Source organism: Longispora urticae (assembly GCF_053902585.1).
In genome coordinates this window covers 107,509-126,691 of sequence record NZ_JAQZSH010000041.1, presented here as the reverse complement: position 1 = coordinate 126,691, position 19,183 = coordinate 107,509, and the positions used below count along the sequence as shown (strand labels likewise).

At 74.9% G+C, this 19,183-nt stretch carries 20 protein-coding genes and 1 tRNA gene; 9 read left to right on the top strand and 12 right to left on the bottom strand.

The genetic code is table 11. The features are described 5' to 3' along the window. Positions 1–48 precede the first annotated feature (48 nt). Complete coding sequence (locus tag PT931_RS28270) at positions 49–693, top strand: phosphoribosyltransferase (RefSeq protein ID WP_456248749.1); 645 nt, start codon at positions 49–51, stop codon at positions 691–693. Between the two features lie 7 nt (positions 694–700). Here the strand turns inward: PT931_RS28270 and PT931_RS28265 are convergent, their stop codons facing one another. The 3 genes from PT931_RS28265 to PT931_RS28255 are packed head-to-tail and all read right to left on the bottom strand — an operon-like array spanning position 701 to position 2,056. Further along, positions 701–1,093 (bottom strand): ASCH domain-containing protein, encoded by a 393-nt coding sequence (locus PT931_RS28265; protein WP_456248748.1) that lies wholly within the window; start codon positions 1,091–1,093, stop codon positions 701–703. Between the two features lie 6 nt (positions 1,094–1,099). Then, positions 1,100–1,873 carry an arylamine N-acetyltransferase family protein gene (locus PT931_RS28260; protein ID WP_456248747.1) on the bottom strand — a complete coding sequence of 258 codons (774 nt, stop codon included), beginning with the start codon at positions 1,871–1,873 and terminating at the stop codon, positions 1,100–1,102. A 9-nt stretch (positions 1,874–1,882) separates the two neighbouring features. Then, a complete protein-coding gene (locus PT931_RS28255; protein WP_456248746.1) occupies positions 1,883–2,056 on the bottom strand; it encodes a hypothetical protein in 174 nt (57 codons plus the stop codon). Positions 2,057–2,446: 390 nt separating this feature from the next. On the opposite strand from PT931_RS28255, the gene PT931_RS28250 reads away from it, so the two are divergent. Beyond that, complete coding sequence (locus PT931_RS28250) at positions 2,447–3,496, top strand: methyltransferase (protein ID WP_456248745.1); 1,050 nt, start codon at positions 2,447–2,449, stop codon at positions 3,494–3,496. A 62-nt stretch (positions 3,497–3,558) separates the two neighbouring features. Here PT931_RS28250 and PT931_RS28245 read toward each other — a convergent pair whose 3' ends face one another. Together PT931_RS28245 and PT931_RS28240 are read right to left on the bottom strand one after the other, a co-directional pair. Next, the gene (locus PT931_RS28245) at positions 3,559–4,419 is read right to left on the bottom strand and encodes a class I SAM-dependent methyltransferase (RefSeq protein WP_456248744.1); all 861 of its coding nucleotides are present in this window, start codon (positions 4,417–4,419) and stop codon (positions 3,559–3,561) included. Beyond that, positions 4,413–4,949, bottom strand: coding sequence for a hypothetical protein (locus tag PT931_RS28240; protein ID WP_456248743.1), 537 nt, complete (start codon positions 4,947–4,949; stop codon positions 4,413–4,415). Before PT931_RS28240 ends, PT931_RS28245 begins: the two co-directional genes overlap by 7 nt. Positions 4,950–5,228: 279 nt before the next feature. Here PT931_RS28240 and PT931_RS28235 point away from each other — a divergent pair, with 279 nt between their 5' ends. Beyond that, positions 5,229–6,581, top strand: coding sequence for a lanthionine synthetase LanC family protein (locus PT931_RS28235; RefSeq protein ID WP_456248742.1), 1,353 nt, complete (start codon positions 5,229–5,231; stop codon positions 6,579–6,581). Between the two features lie 111 nt (positions 6,582–6,692). Here PT931_RS28235 and PT931_RS28230 read toward each other — a convergent pair whose 3' ends face one another. The 3 genes from PT931_RS28230 to PT931_RS28220 all read right to left on the bottom strand — a co-directional run bounded on the left by PT931_RS28230 (position 6,693) and on the right by PT931_RS28220 (position 9,254). Beyond that, positions 6,693–7,073: a hypothetical protein gene (locus PT931_RS28230; RefSeq protein ID WP_456248741.1), complete on the bottom strand. Its 381-nt coding sequence runs from the start codon at positions 7,071–7,073 to the stop codon at positions 6,693–6,695. A 125-nt stretch (positions 7,074–7,198) separates the two neighbouring features. Continuing rightward, the gene (locus PT931_RS28225; RefSeq protein WP_456248740.1) at positions 7,199–8,560 is read right to left on the bottom strand and encodes a sensor histidine kinase; all 1,362 of its coding nucleotides are present in this window, start codon (positions 8,558–8,560) and stop codon (positions 7,199–7,201) included. 1 nt (position 8,561) lies between these two features. Beyond that, the gene (locus PT931_RS28220) at positions 8,562–9,254 is read right to left on the bottom strand and encodes a response regulator transcription factor (RefSeq protein WP_456248739.1); all 693 of its coding nucleotides are present in this window, start codon (positions 9,252–9,254) and stop codon (positions 8,562–8,564) included. A gap of 112 nt (positions 9,255–9,366) precedes the next feature. On the opposite strand from PT931_RS28220, the gene PT931_RS28215 reads away from it, so the two are divergent. The 6 genes from PT931_RS28215 (at position 9,367) to PT931_RS28190 (ending at position 13,673) form a co-directional block, all read left to right on the top strand. Beyond that, on the top strand, positions 9,367–10,338 hold the full coding sequence (locus PT931_RS28215) for a glutathione S-transferase family protein (RefSeq protein WP_456248738.1): 972 nt from the start codon (positions 9,367–9,369) through the stop codon (positions 10,336–10,338). A gap of 40 nt (positions 10,339–10,378) precedes the next feature. After that, positions 10,379–10,451 (top strand) — tRNA-Gly (locus tag PT931_RS28210). A 116-nt stretch (positions 10,452–10,567) separates the two neighbouring features. Beyond that, on the top strand, positions 10,568–11,365 hold the full coding sequence (locus tag PT931_RS28205; protein ID WP_456248737.1) for an HAD family hydrolase: 798 nt from the start codon (positions 10,568–10,570) through the stop codon (positions 11,363–11,365). Positions 11,366–11,422: 57 nt separating this feature from the next. Continuing rightward, entirely contained in the window at positions 11,423–11,743 is a 321-nt protein-coding gene (locus PT931_RS28200) for a hypothetical protein (RefSeq protein ID WP_456248736.1), read from the top strand. Positions 11,744–11,751: 8 nt separating this feature from the next. Beyond that, positions 11,752–12,852, top strand: a complete 1,101-nt coding sequence (locus PT931_RS28195) for a DUF6745 domain-containing protein (RefSeq protein WP_456248735.1) — start codon at positions 11,752–11,754, stop codon at positions 12,850–12,852. Between the two features lie 326 nt (positions 12,853–13,178). Then, on the top strand, positions 13,179–13,673 hold the full coding sequence (locus PT931_RS28190) for an HIT family protein (RefSeq protein ID WP_456248734.1): 495 nt from the start codon (positions 13,179–13,181) through the stop codon (positions 13,671–13,673). Between the two features lie 740 nt (positions 13,674–14,413). On the opposite strand, the gene PT931_RS28185 is transcribed toward PT931_RS28190, so the two are convergent. Genes PT931_RS28185 through PT931_RS28170 form a run of 4 tightly spaced genes read right to left on the bottom strand, consistent with a single transcriptional unit; the run spans position 14,414 to position 19,159 of the window. Beyond that, entirely contained in the window at positions 14,414–15,340 is a 927-nt protein-coding gene (locus tag PT931_RS28185) for an STM4011 family radical SAM protein (RefSeq protein WP_456248733.1), read from the bottom strand. Continuing rightward, positions 15,337–16,914 (bottom strand): radical SAM protein, encoded by a 1,578-nt coding sequence (locus tag PT931_RS28180; RefSeq protein WP_456248732.1) that lies wholly within the window; start codon positions 16,912–16,914, stop codon positions 15,337–15,339. Before PT931_RS28180 ends, PT931_RS28185 begins: the two co-directional genes overlap by 4 nt. After that, the gene (locus PT931_RS28175; protein ID WP_456248731.1) at positions 16,911–17,738 is read right to left on the bottom strand and encodes an STM4013/SEN3800 family hydrolase; all 828 of its coding nucleotides are present in this window, start codon (positions 17,736–17,738) and stop codon (positions 16,911–16,913) included. Before PT931_RS28175 ends, PT931_RS28180 begins: the two co-directional genes overlap by 4 nt. Further along, positions 17,735–19,159, bottom strand: coding sequence for an STM4014 family protein (locus PT931_RS28170; protein ID WP_456248730.1), 1,425 nt, complete (start codon positions 19,157–19,159; stop codon positions 17,735–17,737). The genes PT931_RS28175 and PT931_RS28170 overlap by 4 nt, the downstream gene beginning before the upstream one ends. Between the last annotated feature and the right edge of the window lie 24 nt (positions 19,160–19,183).

Below are 19,183 nucleotides of genomic sequence, written 5' to 3'. Positions count from 1 at the left end.
GGTGGCCATTCCCCGACGGCGCCCCGGGTCGCGGCGTAGAAAAGGGAGGTGAGGTACCGCGACCGCGAACACGCCGGGCTCGTCCTCGCCGAACTCGTGGCCGCCGAGGCCGACCTCGGCCCGGAGCCGCTGGTCCTCGGCCTGGTCCGCGGCGGGGTACCGGTGGCCGCCGCCCTCGCCGGCGCGCTGCGCCTCCCGCTGGACGCGCTCGTGGTCCGCAAGCTCGGCGTCCCCGGGGCCCCGGAGGTCGCGTTCGGGGCGCTCGGCCCGGGCGGGGTCCGGATCATCAACGAGGACATCGCGGTGCACCTCGACGAGCGGGAGATGGCGACCGTCGAACGGCACGAGGCGGCGGAACTGGTCCGCCGCGAGGACCTCTACCGGGCCGGCCGGCCGCCGCCCCGGCTCGGGGGCCGCACCGCCGTGATCGTGGACGACGGCCTGGCCACCGGGGCCACCGCGCGGGCCGCCGTCGCGGTCGCCCGGACCCTGGGCGCGGAGCGGGTGGTGGTGGCCGTGCCGGTCGGCTCCCCGGAGGCCATGGACCTGGTGCTGGCGGAGGCCGACGGCGTGATCTGCCCGGAGGTGCCGTGGCAGTTCCTCGCCGTCGGCCTGGGGTACGAGGACTTCGAGCAGGTCACCGATGCGGAGGTGCTCGAACTCCTGGCCGCCGGACACGCGCCGGCCCCGTGACCCGGGCTCAGACCAGGCGGAACCGCACGCACACCACCCGGGACCGGTCGTCGACCTCCTGGCCGCGCTTCGCCCAGTACTCCTCGTAGGTGCGCCGCCACTCCGCCACGGACGTGAACCCCTCGCCGAGCGCGTCCGCGAACTCCCAGGTCACCTCCCCGAGCCGGGTCAGCTCCACGTCGGTCACCTCGACCTCCGCGACCCGGTCCCCGACGTCGTCGACGAGCACGAGGCGCTCCCCGACGTGTTCGGGCCGCTCGGCCTCGTCCAGGTAGTCCAGGTCCATCAGGCCGGCCGTGGCGCGCTTGCGGCCGAGCAGCACCAGGGCGTTGAGCCGGGTGCGCAGGTCACCGGGCGTGCCGAGGTCCAAGGTGCGCAGTCCGTCGATTCTCCCCCACATGGCTCGTCAGCCTACGGGACCGGCGACGGTAGGGACTCTGTCCAGAACAACCCCGAACTCCCTTGTGTACGCCGCGAGCACCTCGTCGGGCGCCAGGACCCGCTCGGTCCGGTCGTCGCCGGCCGTGTGGATCAGGGTCGAGCCGCTCAGGGTGACCCGGCCGGTGTCGGTGAGCCGGGAGCAGACGAGCGACCGGGTGAAGTGCGATTCGGGCGAGGTCTGCTGGTACCAGCACGTCGGGGCGAAGTCGGCCAGCGCGCGGGGCCGGGCCTCCAGCCGGTACTCGGGGCGGCCGTCGCGGAGCACGTCGGTGTCGCCGAACTCGGCCGGGACCAGCCGGAACACCCCGTCCGGGTCGGCCTGGTCGCCGGGCACGTCGAGGCTGAGCGGGTAGTGGCTGTGCCGGCCGAACCCGACGTCGACGAGCCACAGCCCCTCGGCCCGCACCGCCAGGGCCATGTGGTCGAACGGCGGACCGAACCCGGAGCCGCCGTGCACCTTCGCCGACAGCAGGGTCACCGGGAAGCCGAGCCCGGTGAGCAGGGCGGCGAACAGCCCGTTGAGCTCGTAGCAGAAGCCGCCGCGCCGCCGGGTGACGATCTTGTCGTAGAGCGCGTCCTCGTCGAGGCTGACCGGTTCGCCGAGGTGGATGCTGAGGTTCTCGAAAGGAACGGCGCGCAGGTGCCGCACGTGCAGCTCCCGCAACGCCGCCCCGTCGACCCGCTCGGGGCGGGCCGCGTCCATCCGGTCCAGGTACGCGTCGATCTGTCGCTCGTCCACCCGGTCATGCTAGGCGGGCGGGGCGTCGCGTACCCCGAAAGGGTCCGGTCTTTCCGCACTGACCAGCCGGAACGTCAGCGCGATCGTGCTCCCGCGCCGCGCCCCGGTCAGGACGAGCCGGGCGGTGAGCGGCCCGGGGTCGCCGGTCCGGGCCGGCCGTCCCGGGCAGCCGTGGTGCGTCACGGGCGGCCACCCTCGCATCCAGCGCCCCCGAGGCGCTGGCCCACGCGGTGCGCGACAGTGCCGACCACCGCACACCTCCCCCGTTCCGGGCGCCGCCCGCTCGACGCCCCGTCAGTGTGCCGACCCGCGCTTACATCCGACTTACACGCGGACTCCACGCCCCCTTGAACGCGTTCAAAAGGGCCCCGCCGCACCCTCTCGAACGCGTTCGACCGAGGGGTGGCGGAGCCGTCGATCCTCGTTCACCGTCGCATCAGGACAGTGGAACACCTCATTCATCCCTTGTGGACCGAACCACCATTGACGCGGGTGTGCGCGCATCGCTACCTTGCGTTGTCGGTGCCCGAAATGCCACGACGCCGGCCTTCACCCTCCCGGAAGGACCCAGACGTGCGACTCGAGAACGCGAACCCACTCACGCCCGACGACCTGACACTCCTGCTGTTCGGCGCCGCGGCGTTCCAGCAGCTCAGGGCCGGTTGTGAGCTCGGCCTCTTCGAGCTGCTGCACGCCGAACCCGGCCGGACCCGCGAGGAGATCGCCCGCCGTCTGCACCTCGCCGACCGGGCCGTGGACACCCTGCTGCTCGGCACCACGAGCCTGCGGCTGACCACCCTGAGCGCCGGCTCGTACAGCAACTGCGCCGTCGTGGACGCCCTGTTCGCGTCCGGCGACTGGGACCGGTTCGCGCACGTCGTCGGCTTCGAGCAGTACGTCGTCTACGCCGGCCAGGTCGACTACACCGAGTCCCTGCGCGCCAACGCCAACGTCGGGCTGCGCCGGGTGCCCGGCGAGGGCCCGGACCTGTACCACCGGCTCGCCGAGGACGAGTTCCTGGGCGGCGTGTTCTACCGGTACATGCGGTCGTGGTCCGAGCTGGCCAACCGGTCCCTCGTGGAACGGGTCGACTTCGACTCCGTGTCCCGGGTGCTCGACATGGGCGGCGGCGACGGGGTCAACGCGCTCGCGCTGGCCGAGGCGTACCCGCACCTGTTCGTCACCGTCGTCGACCTCCCCGAGAACCTGCACGTGGCCCGGGGCCGGGTCGAGGAGGCCGGGCTCACCGACCGGGTGACCGTGCACGCCGCCGACATGTTCACCGACGACCTGCCCCGCGGCCACGACTGCGTCCTGTTCTCCCACCAGCTGGTGATCTGGACGCCCGAGGAGAACGTCGCGCTGCTGCGGCGGGCGCACGAGGCCCTGGAACCCGGCGGCCGGGTGGTCGTGTTCAGCTCCATGTCGCGCGACGACGGGACCGGGCCCGTGATGGCCGCCCTCGACAGCGTCTACTTCACCGCGATCCCCGCCGAGGGGGGCATGATCTACCCCGCCGGGCGGTACCTCGAATGGGCCAAGGAGGCCGGCTTCGACAACGCGGAGTTCACGGACTGCTCGGCGTGGACCCCGCACGGGATCGTGCAGGCCACCCGGGTCTGAGGCGGTTGGGGGGAGGGCCGCGACCCGCCCCCCACAACCCTCACACGGGTACCGCGGGCGCGCTACCTCGGCGTGCGGCCCGAGGTGACCGTGGCCGCCCGGTACAGGATGATGGCGTCCTTCTTCGCCAGGTCCTTGACCAGCCGGTCGTGGAACTCCGCCCGACGGTCGGCCGACAGCCGCTCCAGACAGGCCGCCGAGCCGTGCGAGGACAACCACCGCCAGAACGTCTCCGGGTCGGGCACCGGGATCCGCACCGTGATGTGCTCCTCCCGGATGTCGACGAAGCCGCCGGCCACGAGCAGGGCGCGCGCGTCGAACGGAGTACCCGCCGTGCAGCCCTCGCCGCGGTGCTCGGCGAACTCGCCGGACAGCTCCGCGGCCAGGTCCGTCGGGCCGTCCGCGTCGAGGGGCTCCGCCGGGGTGGTCAGCGCGAACACGCCGCCGGGCGCGAGGACCCGGCCGACCTCGCGGGCCGCCGCGCCCGGGTCGTCGAGGAGGGAGAAGACGAAGCCCGCCGCCACGGTGTCGAAGGAACCGTCGGGGAAGTCGAGGACGTGGGCGTCCATCACCCGGGTCTCGGAGACCCCCGGGTGCAGCTTCGCGACCCGGGCGACCATGGCCGGGGCCGCGTCGACGGCCGTGACCCGGCAGCCGGCCTCCAGCGCCCACCCGGTGAGGGCGCCGTGGCCACAGCCCAGGTCCAGGAACCGGTCCCCCGCGTCCGGCCGCAGGACCCGGAGGAACTCCCGGCCGAACTCGGTGAAGAAGGGCAGGTGCTCGTCGTAGTCCCCGGCGAGCCGGTCGAACACCTGGGGCACGGTCTCGGCACCGGACGGGTCCGCCGCGCAACAGCGTCCCGACAGCTCGCGCCACCCGTTGAGCTCGGGCTGGAAGTAGAGCAGCAGACTCGGACCTACCATGACGGGACTCCTGACAGGACGGCGTCGACGGGGTCCGCGACGGTGTGGGGAGGTGGACCGCGCAGGGTGGGCGGGGCGGCGACCACCAGGGAATCGGGCTGCGCGGCGGTGGGGGTGGTCACGACGGGGAAGTCCGCCCGGCGGCCGCGCTGAGCCGCGGTGACCTGGTGGACCGTGAGGGCGCAGCACAGGGCGGCGAGGGCGTACACACCCAGCGCGGTGAACTCGGAGGTGTCCGATGCCGCCGACGCGCCGCCGTATTCCGGCACCGCGCCCAGTTCGTACGCTTCGAGCGCCGCCGCGCCGTAGTCGGCGGCGACGAGGAAGAGGACGTGCCCGAGGAACAGGGCGCTCCACCAGCACACCACCAACGCCGGGAACAGGCGTCTCGCCCACGCTCCCGGCGCGCGGTGCCGGGCCAGGTCGACGAAGGTCAGCGGCACGACGGCGAGGGGGCGCCAACCCTGACCGCCGCTCATGTCGTGCCAGAACAGCGGAGCGGCGACTCCGGGGGCGACACGGTTCCACACGTCCGGCAGGGCACGGGACTCCTTGGCAGCGACTGTCAGGTCCGCACACGCTACGTGTGGCCTGAGACGTCTCACATCGCCGGAAGGGCTCAATTTTCCCGCCGGCACGGTGGAGTTCACAGGTTCGCCGTCTACTGTGCGCACCCGCCCGGCGCGGCACGCCGTGCCACCGCCCGACCGGTGCCCACCATGGTCGGCCACCCCGCGACAGCGACGGGTTCGGCGCCGCCGGGGACGCGTTCCGCCGTCGCGGCATCCGGGACTGGGTAGTCTGGGCCGGTGGTGGCGGCGGGCGGATATCGGGACCTGGGCGAGGCCGCCTGGGCGTGGGTGCTGGGGCACGTCCGGGACGACGACGGCCCGTGGCTGCCGGTGGCCGTGGCGGACGGCTGGCGCGACGAGGCTCCGCCCGGGGACCGCGACTCGCTGTACGCGGGGATCGCCGGGCTCGCCCCCGTGCTCGCCGAGATCGCCCAGGTCCGGGCGCTGACCGGGGCCGAACGGGAGCTCTCCGACCGGATCGCCGCCCGGTTGCGCGCCGGGGCCGCCGTGCGCGCGGAGCCCTCCTGGTGCGACGGGCTGGCCGGGGACGCGACCGCGTTGCGGCTGCTCAGCCCCGGTGCCGAGGCGCTCCCGCTGCGCCGGTTGGCCGAGCTGGCGACCCCGACCGGGTGGCGGAGCACCCTGGAGACCGTGCCCGGTTCCGACGAACCCGTGACAGACCTCATCTCGGGTACGGCCGGAATCGTGCTCGCCGCCGTCTGGGCCGGCGGTCTCCCCGCCGACCGGGTCGGTGACGGGCACGCCGCGCGGATCACGGCGGTCGGTGGCGAGGCGCTGCTGCGGGCGGCCGACCCGACGGAACACGGCCTCGACTGGGCGATGGTGCCCGGCCGCGCGTCCCGGGCCCCGAACTACTCGCACGGCACGGCCGGGGTCGGGGCCGCGCTCGCCGTCGCCGGGGCCGCGCTGAACCGGCCCGAGTTCGTGGCCGCCGCCGTCGAGGGCGCGCGGCACCTGCTCGCGGTCGGTTCGCTGGACGGCGGCGGGTTCGTCGTACCGCACACCATTCCGCCGTCCACCCGGGAGGTCGAGCCGGTCACCTACACGTGGTGCCACGGGCCGACCGGGACGTCGTACCTGTTCGCGGCGCTCGCCCACGCCGGGGTGGCCGAGGTCGGCGGGTTCGACGTGGCCGAGCTGCGGCGGCGGTGCCTGCGGGCGGTGCTGACGTCAGGGGTGCCCGCGCGGCTGCGGCCCGGGTTCTGGGACAACGACGGGCGCTGCTGCGGTACCGCCGGGGTCGGCGACGCGCTCCTCGACGCCGCCCAGGACACCGCCGACCCGGCCTGGGCCGACACCCTGCTGCGCGGGGCGCTGACGATGGGCGACGCGCTCGTGGACCGGGCGTTCCGCGAGCACGGCGGCGCGTACTGGCGGTTCGTGGAGCACCGGCGGGATCCGTCGCTGCTGCCGCCGGGGACGTCGTGGATGCAGGGGGCGGCCGGGATCGCCGCGTACCTGTTCCGGCTGGCCCGGGTGGTCGAGGGCGGGCTGGGCGCGCCGGTGGTCGACCGTCCGGACCAGTGGTGGGGCGTCCCCGCCCACCTGCGCGCGGTCCACACGGCCTGACAGTCCCCCGCACGTGGGCGGCGGCCCGGTGGGGCGATGCGGTCGGCCGGCGCCGAGCGAACATGCGCGCGCCCCGACCGTCGGCTGCCGGGCGGGGCGGAACGTCGGGGGCTACCTGGCGGGGAAGCCGTTCGCGGTACACCAGGTGATGGTCTGGTCGAGCTTGGTCTTGCGGGTTTCGATCTTCTTCGCCCGGTCGCCCCGCTTCGTGGCCGCCGCGTCGAGCTTGTCCGCCTTCTTCGTGGCGCCGGCGGCGCGCGCCTTCGCGGCCTCCGCCCGGATCCACGGCACGGAGCCGCGCTGGGTGGCGTCGCCGTTGATGATGGCCAGCCGGTCGTCGAGGACGGGGCGCAGGTCGCGGGCGAGCTGGCAGCCCTTCGCGTCCCGGGTGACCGGTTTGTCCCCGCCGCCGGGGCCGGCGAACGCCGGGATGGCCGCGCCGCCGAGGACCACCAGGGCGGTACCGCCGATGATCGCCAGTTTCTTGTACATCGTGTGCTCCTCGTCGTCCGAGTCCGGTCGTGCCGGCTCGTCCCTGACGGTAGGGGTGTTCCTTGGGGAAATACTGGGAGGTCAGCAGCCTATCCGGTGGGCGGCGGGCCCGCGCGGCCCCAAGGTCAGGATCCGATCCGGAGCCAGTCCACGGGGGCCGGGCCGCCGGTCACCGGGAACCGGACGTCGAAGCGGGCGCCGCGCTCCCCGCCGATGGTGACCGTGCCCCGGTGCAGTTCGGCGACCTCGGCGACGAGGGTCAGGCCGAGGCCGGAGCCGGGGCTGCCGGGGCGGCGGTGGAAGCGTTCGAAGACGCCGACCCGGTCGGACGGGGGGATGCCGGGGCCGGAGTCGACCACGCTCAGGGTGACGACGCCGCCCGGGGCCGGGGTGCCGCCGACCCCGGGGCCGGTCCCGTCCGGAGCCGCGGACGCCACGGAGATCTCCACCCTCACCGGCGAGGCCCCGTGCAGCACCGCGTTGTCGAGCAGGTTGTCCAGGCTCATCCGGATCCCGTCGGGCCAGCAGTCCGCGAGCAACGGACCCTCCCCCACCAGCCGGAACTCCGCCCCCGGATGCCGCCGCCCCGCCGACTCCACCGCGGCCCCGGCGATCTCCGCCAGGTCCGTCCGGACGAACTGCTCCGGCTGGGCCAGCTCGGCGTGGGTCAGGGCCCGCAGCACGCTGAGCAGCCCCAGCATCCGGGCGTGCTCGGTCGACAGGTCCGCGAGCACCTCGCCGCGTTCCGGTTCCGACAGCCGGGGGTGGGAGAGCAGTTCCAGATTGGTACGCATGCTGGTCAGCGGCGTCCGCAGTTCGTGGGCCGCGGCGGCGGCGAACGAGCGGGCCGCCTTCAGCGCGTGCGCCGTGCGGGCCTGCTGGGCGTCGCGCTGGGCCAGGCTGGTGTCCAGGGCGCGGGCCACGTCGTCGACCTCGGCGACCCCGGTGTTCAGGTCCATCCGGGTGCCGGGGCCCTCGCCGGCGACCGCCGCGCGCCGCTGGAGCCGGCGCAACGGCCGGGTGGCGGCGCTGCCGAGCGCGAAGCCGGCCAGGGCCGCGAACGGGACGGACAGGCCCGCGACCACGTACATCCGGCGGCGTTGCTGGCCGAGCCGGTTCGTGAGCGCCGCGTTGGGTTCCAGCGCGTAGACCCGGTGGTCGTCGGGGCCGGTGACGGCGTACCCGCGCCAGACCTGGCCCCCGCTGGTCAGGGTGAACGGGCCGGTTCTGTTGGGGAGGCGGCCACCGGCGGGCACCTCGCCGACCGCGCGCTCCCCCGCCCGGGTACTGACGATGACGCCGCCGGCCCCGACCACGCCGGCCACGTCGGGCGCGGCGGCGGCGGCCACGGCGCGGTCGTGCAGCCGGTCGTCGCGTTCGAGGCGCAGGTCGGCGCGCAGCCAGGCGAGCAGGCCGAAGCTGGCCGTCAGGACGAGGACCGGCACCGCGACGGCCGCCAGGAGCGCGAACCGGGTGGACAGCCGCATGTCACCAGTTCCCGTCGTCGCGGAGGACGAACCCGGTGCCGCGCACGGTGTGCAGGATCCGGCGCCGCCCGTCGGCCTCCAGCTTGCGCCGCAGGTACGAGATGATGGTGTCCACCGCGTCCGTGCGCACGTCGAAATCGTAGCCCCAGACCCGTTCGAGCACCTGGGACCGGCCGAGGACGATGCCGGCGTTGCGGGCGAGCAGTTCGAGCACGTCGAACTCGCGGCGGGTCAGCTCCACCGGGGTGCCGTCGAGGGTGACCCGGCGCGCGTCGGTGTCGACCACCAGCCCGCCCACCCGGTGCACGCCGTGCGGGGCGGCCCCGACCCGGCGGACCAGGGCGGCCAGCCGCAGTTCGACCTCGGCGATCGCGAAGGGTTTCACCACGTAGTCGTCGGCCCCGGCGGCCAGGCCGGCGACCCGGTCGTCCACCTCGTCGAGGGCGGAGAGCATCAGGACCGGCAGGTCACAGCCCGCGGCGCGCAGCCGGCGGCACACCTCGATGCCGGAGATGTCCGGCATGGACACGTCGAGGACGACCGCGTCGGGGGCCGCCGAGGCGACCAGGTCCAGGGCCTGCCGCCCGCCGGAGGCCAGCTCCACGACGAAGCCGGCCAGGGACAGGCCGCGGCCCAGCGCCCGACCGATCGCCGGGTCGTCGTCCACCACCAGGATCCGCCATGCCCGCGTCACGCTCTCATCATCCCGCACGCGCCCACGGGTACACCCTGGTCGGAGATCTTGGGAATTTCCTGTGGCTCTCTGCGAGTCGTCGGCGGACTTTCCATCGACCTACAGTGATCTCATGCCTGTGGCCAGCCCGGTGGACTTCGCGACGTTCGGCGACTACGCCTTCACGCCCCCGACCGGCCCCCGGGACGCGCCGCCCGGCCACTTCCTGGGCAGGGTCACGGCCGACGGGAGCAGCGGCTGGCGCGCGGAACCGGGCCGGTACCACCTGTACGTGTCCCTCGCCTGCCCGTGGGCGCACCGGTCGATCATCGTGCGCGCCCTCAAGGGCCTCGACGACGTCGTGGGCATGACCGTGCTCGACCCGGTGCGCGACGGGCGCGGCTGGGCCTTCCGGGACGACGCCGACCCGGTCAACGACTTCGCGCTGCTCCGCGACGCCTACCGGGCCACGGACCCGGACTTCGACGGCCACGTCGCCGTCCCCGTCCTGTGGGACAAGGAGCAGGGCGTGATCGTCTCCAACAACTACCCGGACCTGAGCCTCGACCTGGGCGGCGCGTTCGACGCCTGGGCCACCCCGCTCGACCTGTACCCGGCGGCGCTGCGCCCCGGGATCGACGCCCTCAACGCGAAGATCTACACCACGGTCAACAAGGGGGTGTACCGGTGCGGCTTCGCCCGCTCCCAGGGCTCCTACGACCGCTTCGTCGGCACGGTGTTCGCCACCCTCGACGAGCTGGAGGAGCGGCTGGCCACCCGCCGGTTCCTGTTCGGCGACCAGCTCACCGAGGCCGACGTCCGGCTGTACGTGACCCTGGCCCGCTTCGACGCCGTGTACGCGCCGCACTTCCGGGCCAGCCTGCGCCGCCTCGCCGACTACGACCACCTGTGGGCCTACACCCGCGACCTGTATTCGATCCCCGCGTTCGGCGGCACCACCGACCTCGACCACATCCGCCGGCACTACTTCCGCACCCAGCCGGCCCTGAACCCGTCCCGGATCGTGCCGGCCGGCCCGGTGCCCGACTTCACCGCCCCGCACGGCCGGGGACCCCGTTTTGTCCCCGGTGCCGAGGTCCGGTAAAGTTCACCCGTCGGCAAGGGGCACCTGACCGGGCCGACACGCGGATGTAGCGCAGCTGGTAGCGCATCACCTTGCCAAGGTGAGGGTCGCGAGTTCGAATCTCGTCATCCGCTCTTCTGATCGACCCGGGCCCGCAGCCACTTCGGTGGCGGCGGGCTTTTCTGTGCGCCCCGGGCCGCCGCGTGCTCCGGGGGCGCGGGTGGTCCGCCCCTTCTGGTTGACTGCCCCCGTGACCCCTCCCCGCGTCGTCGCCGTGGACCTCGACGGCACCGTGCTGCGTCCCGACAAGTCCGTCTCCGCCCGCACCCGGGCCGCGCTCGACCGGGCCCGCGCCGCCGGGGCCCGGGTGGTCGCCGTCACGGCCCGGCCGCCCCGGTCCGTGGACCTGCTGGTCGCCGCGACCGGGCTCGGCGGGCTGGCCGTGTGCAGCAACGGGGCGATCGTGCAGGACCTCGACGCGGGTACGGCCCGGATCATCCACCCGCTGCCCCTCGACGTCGCCGAGCGCGCCGCCCTGGCAGTCGCCGCCGCGCTGCCCGGGGCCGGGTTCGCCGTGGAGACCGGCTGGCGGGTGCTCTGCGAACCGGCGTACGGCCACCACGGCACCCTCGACCCGTCCCGGATCCCGGTGGACTCGGTGGCGCGACTGTGGGCCGAGGCCGAGTCCGCCGTGAAACTGCTGGTCTGGGCCCCCGACACCGGGGTCGACCCGGCGCTGGAGCTGCTGCGCGCGGTGCCCGGGATCGCGTGCACGCACTCCGGCGCGCCCGGCGTCCTGGAGATCAGCGCGGCCGGGGTGTCGAAGGCGGCCACCCTCGCCGAACTGTGCGCCGGGTGGGGCGTGGCCCCCGGGGAGGTGCTCGCGTTCGGGGACATGCCCAACGACCTGTCGGTGCTGCGCTGGGCCGGCACGGCGTACGCGATGGCCAACGCGCACCCCACCGTGCTGTCCGCGGTGGAGCGGCACACCGCCAGCAACTCCGACGACGGAGTGGCCCTGGTGCTGGAGGAGTACTTCGGGCGCTGAGAACTGTCGGGGGGTCCCGCTACGGTTCGGGCAACTGCCAGGACAGGGAGACCCAGGGTGTACCGACAAGGCGATGTGCTCGTCGTGCCGATCGACGCGGCGGAGCTGCCGCAGAACCTGGTGGCCGCCCCGCGCGACCACCGCAACCGGATGGTGCTGGCCCGGGGCGAGGCCACCGGGCACGCGCACGTCGTCACCGGTGAGCGGGTGTCGATGCTGTGCCCGGCCGACGCGCCGGGGCAGTTCTACCTGCTGATCGAGGGCTACGGGCGGCTCGGCCACGAGGAGCACGGCCCGATCGCGCTCTCCCCGGGGGCGTACCGGGTGCTCCACCAGCGCGAGTACGTGCCGGGCGCGGTCCGCCCGGTCGCGGACTAGGGGGCACCGTGGACGACGTGACCCTGGCCGGCGCGGCCGAGGACTGGACGGAGGCGGGGCTGTCCTGTGCGCCCGCCCGGCGGCGGTCGGCCGAGACTGCGGTCCGGAAGGCGTACACCCTCGCGGGGTTGAAGGCCCCGACGCGGATCGTGTGGCTGGACTCCCCCGAGGCCGGGGCCCTGGCCGTGGCGCTGCTCGCCGAGCCCCGGACCGCGCGGTTCGCCGGGCCCGGGGCGGCGGCGCTGGCGGAGCTGCGGGCCCAGTTCTGCGTGGACGTGCCGCTGGGCCGGTCGGTGCGCCCGCTGGTCCGGACCAGGCCGTGGGCGCAGGCCCGGGCCGCGCTCGTGCGGGACCTCGGCCCGGTCGGGTTCGCCCGGCACTGGGCCGCCGCCGCCCGCCGACCCTGGCAGCAGGTGATGGAACAGCTGGTCACGCCCCTGCGGACCAGGCTCGACGCCCAGTTCGCGGTGAACACCCACCCCGTGCACGTGGGCGCGCGGGCGGCGCTGCTCGACGTGGTGCACGGCCAGCACGACGCGGCCTGGCTCGGCGCGTTCCCCACGACCCCGGCGCTCGCGGGCCTGGCCGGAGTGGCCCGCTCGGCCGGCTGGTGGTGGGCCTACGAGAACGTCGCCGTGCTCACCGAGCGGCCGACCGCCGTGCACCGCGACAACGTCGGCCGGCTGCACCGGGGCGACGGTCCTGCACTGTCCTACCCGGACGGCTACGGGCTGCACGCCTGGCGCGGCATGCCGATCCCGCCCGAGGTCGCCGACGAACTGCCCCGGCTGACCGTCGCGCGGATCCGCGCCGAGGACAACGCCGAGGTGCGCCGGGTGATGCTCGAACACTTCGGATTCGACCGGTACCTGGCCGAGTCCGGCGCCACGAAAGCCCATTCCGACGGGTACGGGACCCTGTGGCGGGTCGACCTCGCCCGGGACGAGCCGCTCGTCATGGTGGAGGTGCTGAACTCGACCCCGGAGCCGGACGGGACCCGGCGGACCTACTTCCTGCGGGTGCCGCCGGGGACGCGGACGGCGCGGGCCGGGGTGGCGTGGACGTTCGGGCTCACCGAGGAGGAGTACGCGCCGCTGGCCCAGACCTGACGGGGCGCCGGCCTGACCACCGGGGTCCGTCAGCTTGCGGCCGGGTCGGCCGGGTCGGCCGGATCCGGTGGGAGCTGCGCGGCACGGGTGGGCGGCCGGATGGGAACCACTCGGCCCGGCTGGTCGGGCCGGGTGAGAGCTGCTCCGCGCGGCTGGTCGGGTCGGGTGGGACCGCTCGGCACGGCTGGTCGGGCCGGGTGGGGGCGCTCCGCACGGCTGGTTGGGCCGGGTGAGGGTCGCTCCGCACGGCTGGTCGGAACTCGGCGGGCCCGGTCGGTCCGGTTACTGTCGGCGTCCGATGACCGCACCGAGCACAGGGGATGACCATGGAGGAACGCGTACCGTTCGACGTCGGGGCCTACCTCGAGCGGATCAGGACCGCGCCGTGCTACATCTGCGCGCTGGTCGCGGGCGCCCCCGGCTTCGAGAAGGAGGTGACCGTCTACGACGACGGCGAGGCCATCGCGTACCTCGGCGGCTACCCGACGATGCCCGGCCACGTGCTGGTCGCGCCGAAGCGGCACCTCGAACACGTGGTCCGCGACTTCACCGAGGACGGGTACCTGCGGCTCCAGGCGGTGGTCTACCGGGTCGCCCGCGCCGTCGAGGCCGTCGTACCGTCGGAACGGACCTATGTCCTGTCCCTCGGAAGCCAGCAGGGCAACTCACACCTGCACTGGCACATCTCGCCCCTCACCCCCGGCATCCCGCTGGAACGGCAGCAGTTCCACGCCCTGATGGCCGAGAACGGGCTGATCCCGTGGACCGAGGAACAGGCCGCCGAGCTGGGCGCCCGGATCCGCTCGGCCCTGGACGCCTGAACCGGGGTCGGGTTGCACGTACCGGGCACAATGGACTAAACCGGAAGCGTTCAGGGTGCGGAGGGGGAGCCGATGTGGGCGGCGGTCGCGGTGCTGCTGGTGGCGGTGGGGGTGGTCGGGGCGCTGGCCGCCCGGTGGGCGTGGTCCGACCGGCCCAGGCTGGGCCCGGATCCGCGCGGGTCGCGGGCTCCGGCCAACCGCGGCCCCGCCGGGCCACCCGGGACACTCGGGACGCCACCCGAGCCAGCTGGGTCATCCGGGCCACCACCCGGGCCATCCGGGCCATCCGGTTCGAACGCGACCTCGCGCCCGGTCGGTCCGCGCGGCCCACGGCTCGGACCTGAACAGACCGCCCCCCTGTCGGATGATCGGGGCAGCGGACGGCGGTACTGCTCCTGTGGGCACGGCGTCGCCGACCACCGTTCCGGTACCGGCGGGTGCGCCGCGCGGGTGGGCGGTAGGTGGCGACGCCGGCACGAGCGGGGCGACGCGGGCTGGACCCCGAACGAGTGGGTGGACGACCGGTGCCCGTGCCCGGGCTACAACGGCCCGCACCGCGATCTACTGGACCAGCGCCCGGACCGCGGCCCCTCCTAGGAGCCGACCAGGGCTTGGCAGGCCGAGACCAGCCGCCGGGTCGGCCGAAGCCAGGGCCGGGCGGACCGAGAATCAGCCTCGCGGACCCTGGGCCGCGCGGACCGGGATTCGGCACGGCAGAACCGGGGCCGGGCACGCGGGGACTAGGGGGACGGGCGGGTCGGGATCTGGACGGGGGTCGGGGCGCCCCAGGTCGCCGGGCGGGGTGCGGTCGCTGACGTGGGCCACGCGGCGGGGATGCGTTCCAGGATGCCGCCCGCGAAGATCTGGTGCAGGTCGAGGCGTTTGAGGTGCACGTACCCGATGTGGCAGTCGCATTCGGTCTTCGGGCAGGCCCGGGGGCCGAGCGCGCGGCGGTAGGAGCCGTCGTAGAGGTTGCCCAGCGGGGTCTGGACGAAATGGCAGCGCCGGACCGTGCCGTCGCCGATCACCGACAGCGCGGTCTCCCCGGCCCGGCACTCGTGGCCGGCGGAGGCGTGCGGCCGGACGCTGTACCCGAAGAGGGGGTCGATCTCCGTCCAGTCCGCCTCGGCCGACGCGTCGTAGGTGTGCCCGTCGGCGGCGTTGATCCAGAGGTACGTCTCCGGGGGCAGGGCCGCGCGGAGTGCCCGGGCCTCGGCCAGGTGTTCGGGGAGGCCGACCATGCCGACGGACAGCCGGATGCCGTGGGACGCGGCGGTGGCGCACGCGCGGAGGAAGCGGTCGCGGGTCACCTGGCCCGGGTGGTACGTCGCCCACAGCGCCAGGGTCCCCGGGTCGGCGTCGGCGAGCCAGGTCAGGCGGCCGGCCAGGTTGGTCTGGATCGCCACCCGGTCGACGTGCGGGAGGTGGGACAGGGTGACGAGCGCGGTCCGGTACCAGGAGCGGGTCAGGCCCTCGCCCCACGGGGTGAACAGGACGGACAGCCGGTCGCCGTGCGGGTTGGCGGTCGCCCAGTCCACGAAACGGGCCAGGGCCGCCCGGTCCTCGCGGAGCTGGGCGGTGCTGTCGCGGCGCTTGGCGAAGGGGCAGTACGGGCAGTCGTAGTTGCAGCTGGACAGGGGGCCCCGGTACAGGAGGGAGAGGTTCATCGGGGGGTGTGTCCCGCCATCGCGGCGCGGACCTCGCCGGAGACCAGCCACGGGCCGATGAGATCACCGTGCGCGAGGCCCTCGTCGGTGAGGACGAGCCGGTCCGGTGGGGTGCCGAGGGGAGGCCGGCCGGGGGCCGTGCCGGACGCGGCGGGTTCCGTGCCGGACGCGGGTTGTGGCGGGACCGGGACGAGGGGGCCTGTGTTGGGCGCGGCGGGTTCCGCCACGGACGGCGCCGTGGTGAGCCAGCCCCGGTCGGACAGGGCCGTGAGCTGGGGGAAGTCGTGGGCGACGGTGGTGCCGAACCGGGCGGCGTACCCGTCCGGGTCGACGCCCTCCGCGCGGAGCAGCGACTTGAGCAGCCAGCGCCGGCGCTGCTCGGTGCCGTCGAGGGTGAAGCCGAACTCCGCGTGCCGGAAGTCCTCGGCCGGCCGGCTCACATAGTCGTCGATGATGGCGCGCACCTCGCCGACCCCGACGGCGTAGTCGAAGGAATAGTGCAGGTCACGGGTGTACGAGCGGGCGCCGCAGCCGAGCCCGACCATCCCGTCGTCCTGGCAGCAGTAGTCGACGCCCCCGGGGTCGGGCACGTCGGCGCGGCGGAACTGGCGCATGGACAGTTGCCGGTAGCCGGCGGCGCGCAGGGTGTCGCGGCCCTGGCGGTAGAGGGCGAGGCGGGCGGCGTCCCAGGCCGGGTCGGAGTCGGGCTCCCCGGTCCGGCCCGGGTCATCAGCCCGGCCCGGATCGTTGGCACCACCCAGGCCGTTGGCCCTGCCCGGATCGTTGGCGCCGCCCAGGTCGTTGGTCCGGCGGCCGGGCCCGACGAGCAGGTCGCCGGCGCGCCGGCCGAGCCCGGTGAGCGGGCGCACGTACAGCGGGTAGAGGTAGATCTCCTCCGGGTTCCAGGTCAGGGCCGTGCGCAGCGACTCGTCCCAGGTCCGGGCCGTCTGGCCGGGGATGCCGTAGATCAGGTCCAGGTTGAGGACGGGCAGGGCCACCTCCCGGATCGCGCCCAGCGCCCGGTCGACCTCCGCGCGTTTCTGCGGCCGGCCGGCGGCGTGCGCCTCGGCGTCGAGGAAGCTCTGCACGCCGATGCTGACCCGGCGGGTGTGGTGCGCGGCCAGCACGGCGAGCCGGTCGGGGGTGGCGGTCGCGGGGGACGTCTCCACGGACAGTTCCGCGCCGGCCAGGTCCACGCCGAGCTCGTCGGTGAGTATGGAGAAGAGGTCCGTGAGCTCGGCGGACGTCAGGTAGGTCGGGGTGCCGCCGCCGACCGCGGCCCGGGCGAACCGCGCGTCGCCGAGTTCGCGGGACACGACGGTCGCCTGGGTGCGCAGCTGGGCCAGGTACGCCGACACCTGCTCGGCGGGCGGGCGGGTCCGGGTGAACAGGTTGCAGAAGCCGCACCGCATCTCGCAGAACGGGATGTGCAGGTACAGGAACAGCGCGGTGCGGTCCTCGGCCGCCCAGACGTCGCCGAGCGCCGGGCGGGGCCGCAGGGGCCGGTACGCCGTCTTGTGCGGGTACGCGTAGAGGTAGCCCTGGTAGGGCGAGCCGTCGAGCAAGGTCGTCACCAGTCCCCCGGTCGGAGCGTGAAGAGTGCGTACGGCACGGTCCACACGACCTCGTGGCCGAGCCGGTGCCCGTGGTGCCCGTCCTCCCCGTACGCGGTGCCGTGGTCCGAGCACAGGATCGCCAGACAGGGCCGGCCGCGCCGGGTGGCCAGCGCGAACAGGCGGGCCAGATGTCCGTCCACATAGGCCAGCGCCGCCGCGTGGCTGTCGCGGGTGTCCGCCGGCGCGCCGGGCAGGAAATGCCGGTTGGGCTGGTGCACCGCGGCCACGTTGAGGAAGGTGAACAGGGGTCGGCCGCCCTCGGTGTCGGCGACGACGCGTTCCAGTTCGTCGAGCTGGGCGGTCAGCGGGTCCGGGGACGTGACACCGAACTCGGGGCGCCAGTGGTCCTCGGCGAACAGGTCCGGCAGCACGCTGCCGAGGGGCGACTGCCGGTTGAAGAAGCCGACCCCGCCGAGGCACACCGTGTGGTACCCGGCGCGGGACAGGCCCGTGACCAGGTCCGGGGCGTCGAACACCCAGGTGCCGTCGGCGGTCGACTCGCTGCCGGGGAACGCCGCCGCGAACAGGCGCGGGTGCGGGCCCGGGCCGGTCGGGGTGGGCAGGAAGCCGGCGAAGAAGGCGTGGTGGGCGGCGTAGGTGAAGCTGGCCGGGGAGTGCCGGGGCTCCCAGCGGCCGCCGGGGAGCACCCGGGACAGGGTGGGGGTGCGGCCGGTGGCGGCGAGTTCGGCGGCCACGTCGAAACGCAGGGTGTCCAGGGTGACGAACAGCAGGTCATGGGTACCGACGACGGCGTTCATGTCGACGGGGGCGGAGACGGTCACGGGCGGCCCGCCGGGAGGAGGGCCGCGGCCTGGGTCTCGTAGGGGTCGCGGCCGTCGACGAGCAGGCCCGGCAGCAGGTCGCCGAACGCGTTGACCTCCGCCACCGCGTGCCGGGTCCAGCCCGGGGCGAACATCAGGTCCACGCCGACGTGCGGGCTGCCGGGGAACTGGGCCGCGACCCGCGCGCAGGTGGCCATCGCCGCCGCGTAGGCGTCCGGGCCGGCGGCGCGGCGGAGTGCGTCGAGGTCGCCCCGGGCGCCGCCGAGGTGCAGGTTCGTCATCGGGGAGTGGCTGGCGCGCACCACCACGTGGCCCGGCCGGCCGGCCAGGACGAGGACGCGCAGGTCGACGGTGCGGCCGTCGAGGCCGGCCTTGGGGAACCAGCGTTCGACGTGCAGGCCGTCCGGGGCGAGGTGGTCCACGATGGCGGCGACGTCGCGCTCGTCGCGGTAGGTGCGGACCCGCAGCGAGTTGAACAGGCGCACCCGGCCGCCGTCGCGGACGAGTTCCACCGAGGTGGTGGCCCAGGTCCGGCCGGGGGCGCGGCGCAGGGCGAGGACGCCCGACGCGGAGGAACCGTGCCGGGGCTTGACGAACACCCGCGACCAGCCGACCGCGTCCATGGCGTCCCGCAGCGGCTCCCACCCGGCCGGTCCGGCCCCGGCGGTGGTGGCCGCGCGCCCCGCCCCGGCTTCCGCCGCCAGCCCTGGCGCGGTCGGGTCGCCGATGGCTTCGCACGGTGGGAGGACGCCGAACGCTCCCGGCCCGGTCCCGGCCGGACCTGGCGCGGGTGACGCGGGCACGCCGGCAGCGGACCCGGGCGGGACCGGCCCGATCGACGCGGCGGGTGCGTTCGGGTGCGCCGCGGTGCCCGACCGCGCGTCGCGCCCGGAGCCAGGTGCGCCGGGCAGCGAGCCGGGTGCGCCGGGCCGGGCGGACGGGCCAGTCTGGGAGCCGGACGGACCGGACCGGGAGCCGGACAGGCCGGTCTGGGCCAGCACCCGACCGGTCGTGGGCAGGGCCGGGGGAACCGGGATGCCGGCGGCGGTCAGGCGGGTGTGGCAGGCGGCCTTGTCGAAGAGGACCGCGATCTCGGCCGGGTCGCCGAGGAGCGTCGCCCCGGCGAGGTCCGCCGCCGCCCGCAGGCGCCCCAGCGCCCGGCACAGCCCGAGATACCAGGCCCGGCCGCCCACGATCTCCCCGTGTTCGGCGACGCCGCCGGTGAACAGCCGCCGGACCTCGGCGTCCTCCCCGGGCGACTCGATCCGCACCAGCGACCCGGGGGCGAGCGCGAACGGCTCCCCCGCGGCGACGACCCGCCACGGCAGCACCTCGGGCGCCGGCAGCCCGGCCGCGACGACCGCCGCCGAGAACAGGGTCACCCGCCGGTTGTCCGGGTTGCCGACGATGGTCAGCCGCACGGGACGGCCACTCCAGAACCCGGG

What these genes read in the sequence shown, in the direction of transcription:
- PT931_RS28230 (WP_456248741.1), bottom strand. Translation starts at nt 7,073, where the DNA reads ATGTACAAGAAACTGGCGATCATCGGCGGTACCGCCCTGGTGGTCCTC.
- PT931_RS28215 (WP_456248738.1), top strand. Translation starts at nt 9,367, where the DNA reads ATGCCTGTGGCCAGCCCGGTGGACTTCGCGACGTTCGGCGACTACGCC.
- PT931_RS28225 (WP_456248740.1), bottom strand. Translation starts at nt 8,560, where the DNA reads ATGCGGCTGTCCACCCGGTTCGCGCTCCTGGCGGCCGTCGCGGTGCCG.
- PT931_RS28185 (WP_456248733.1), bottom strand. Translation starts at nt 15,340, where the DNA reads ATGAACCTCTCCCTCCTGTACCGGGGCCCCCTGTCCAGCTGCAACTAC.
- PT931_RS28265 (WP_456248748.1), bottom strand. Translation starts at nt 1,093, where the DNA reads ATGTGGGGGAGAATCGACGGACTGCGCACCTTGGACCTCGGCACGCCC.
- PT931_RS28190 (WP_456248734.1), top strand. Translation starts at nt 13,179, where the DNA reads ATGGAGGAACGCGTACCGTTCGACGTCGGGGCCTACCTCGAGCGGATC.
- PT931_RS28245 (WP_456248744.1), bottom strand. Translation starts at nt 4,419, where the DNA reads ATGGTAGGTCCGAGTCTGCTGCTCTACTTCCAGCCCGAGCTCAACGGG.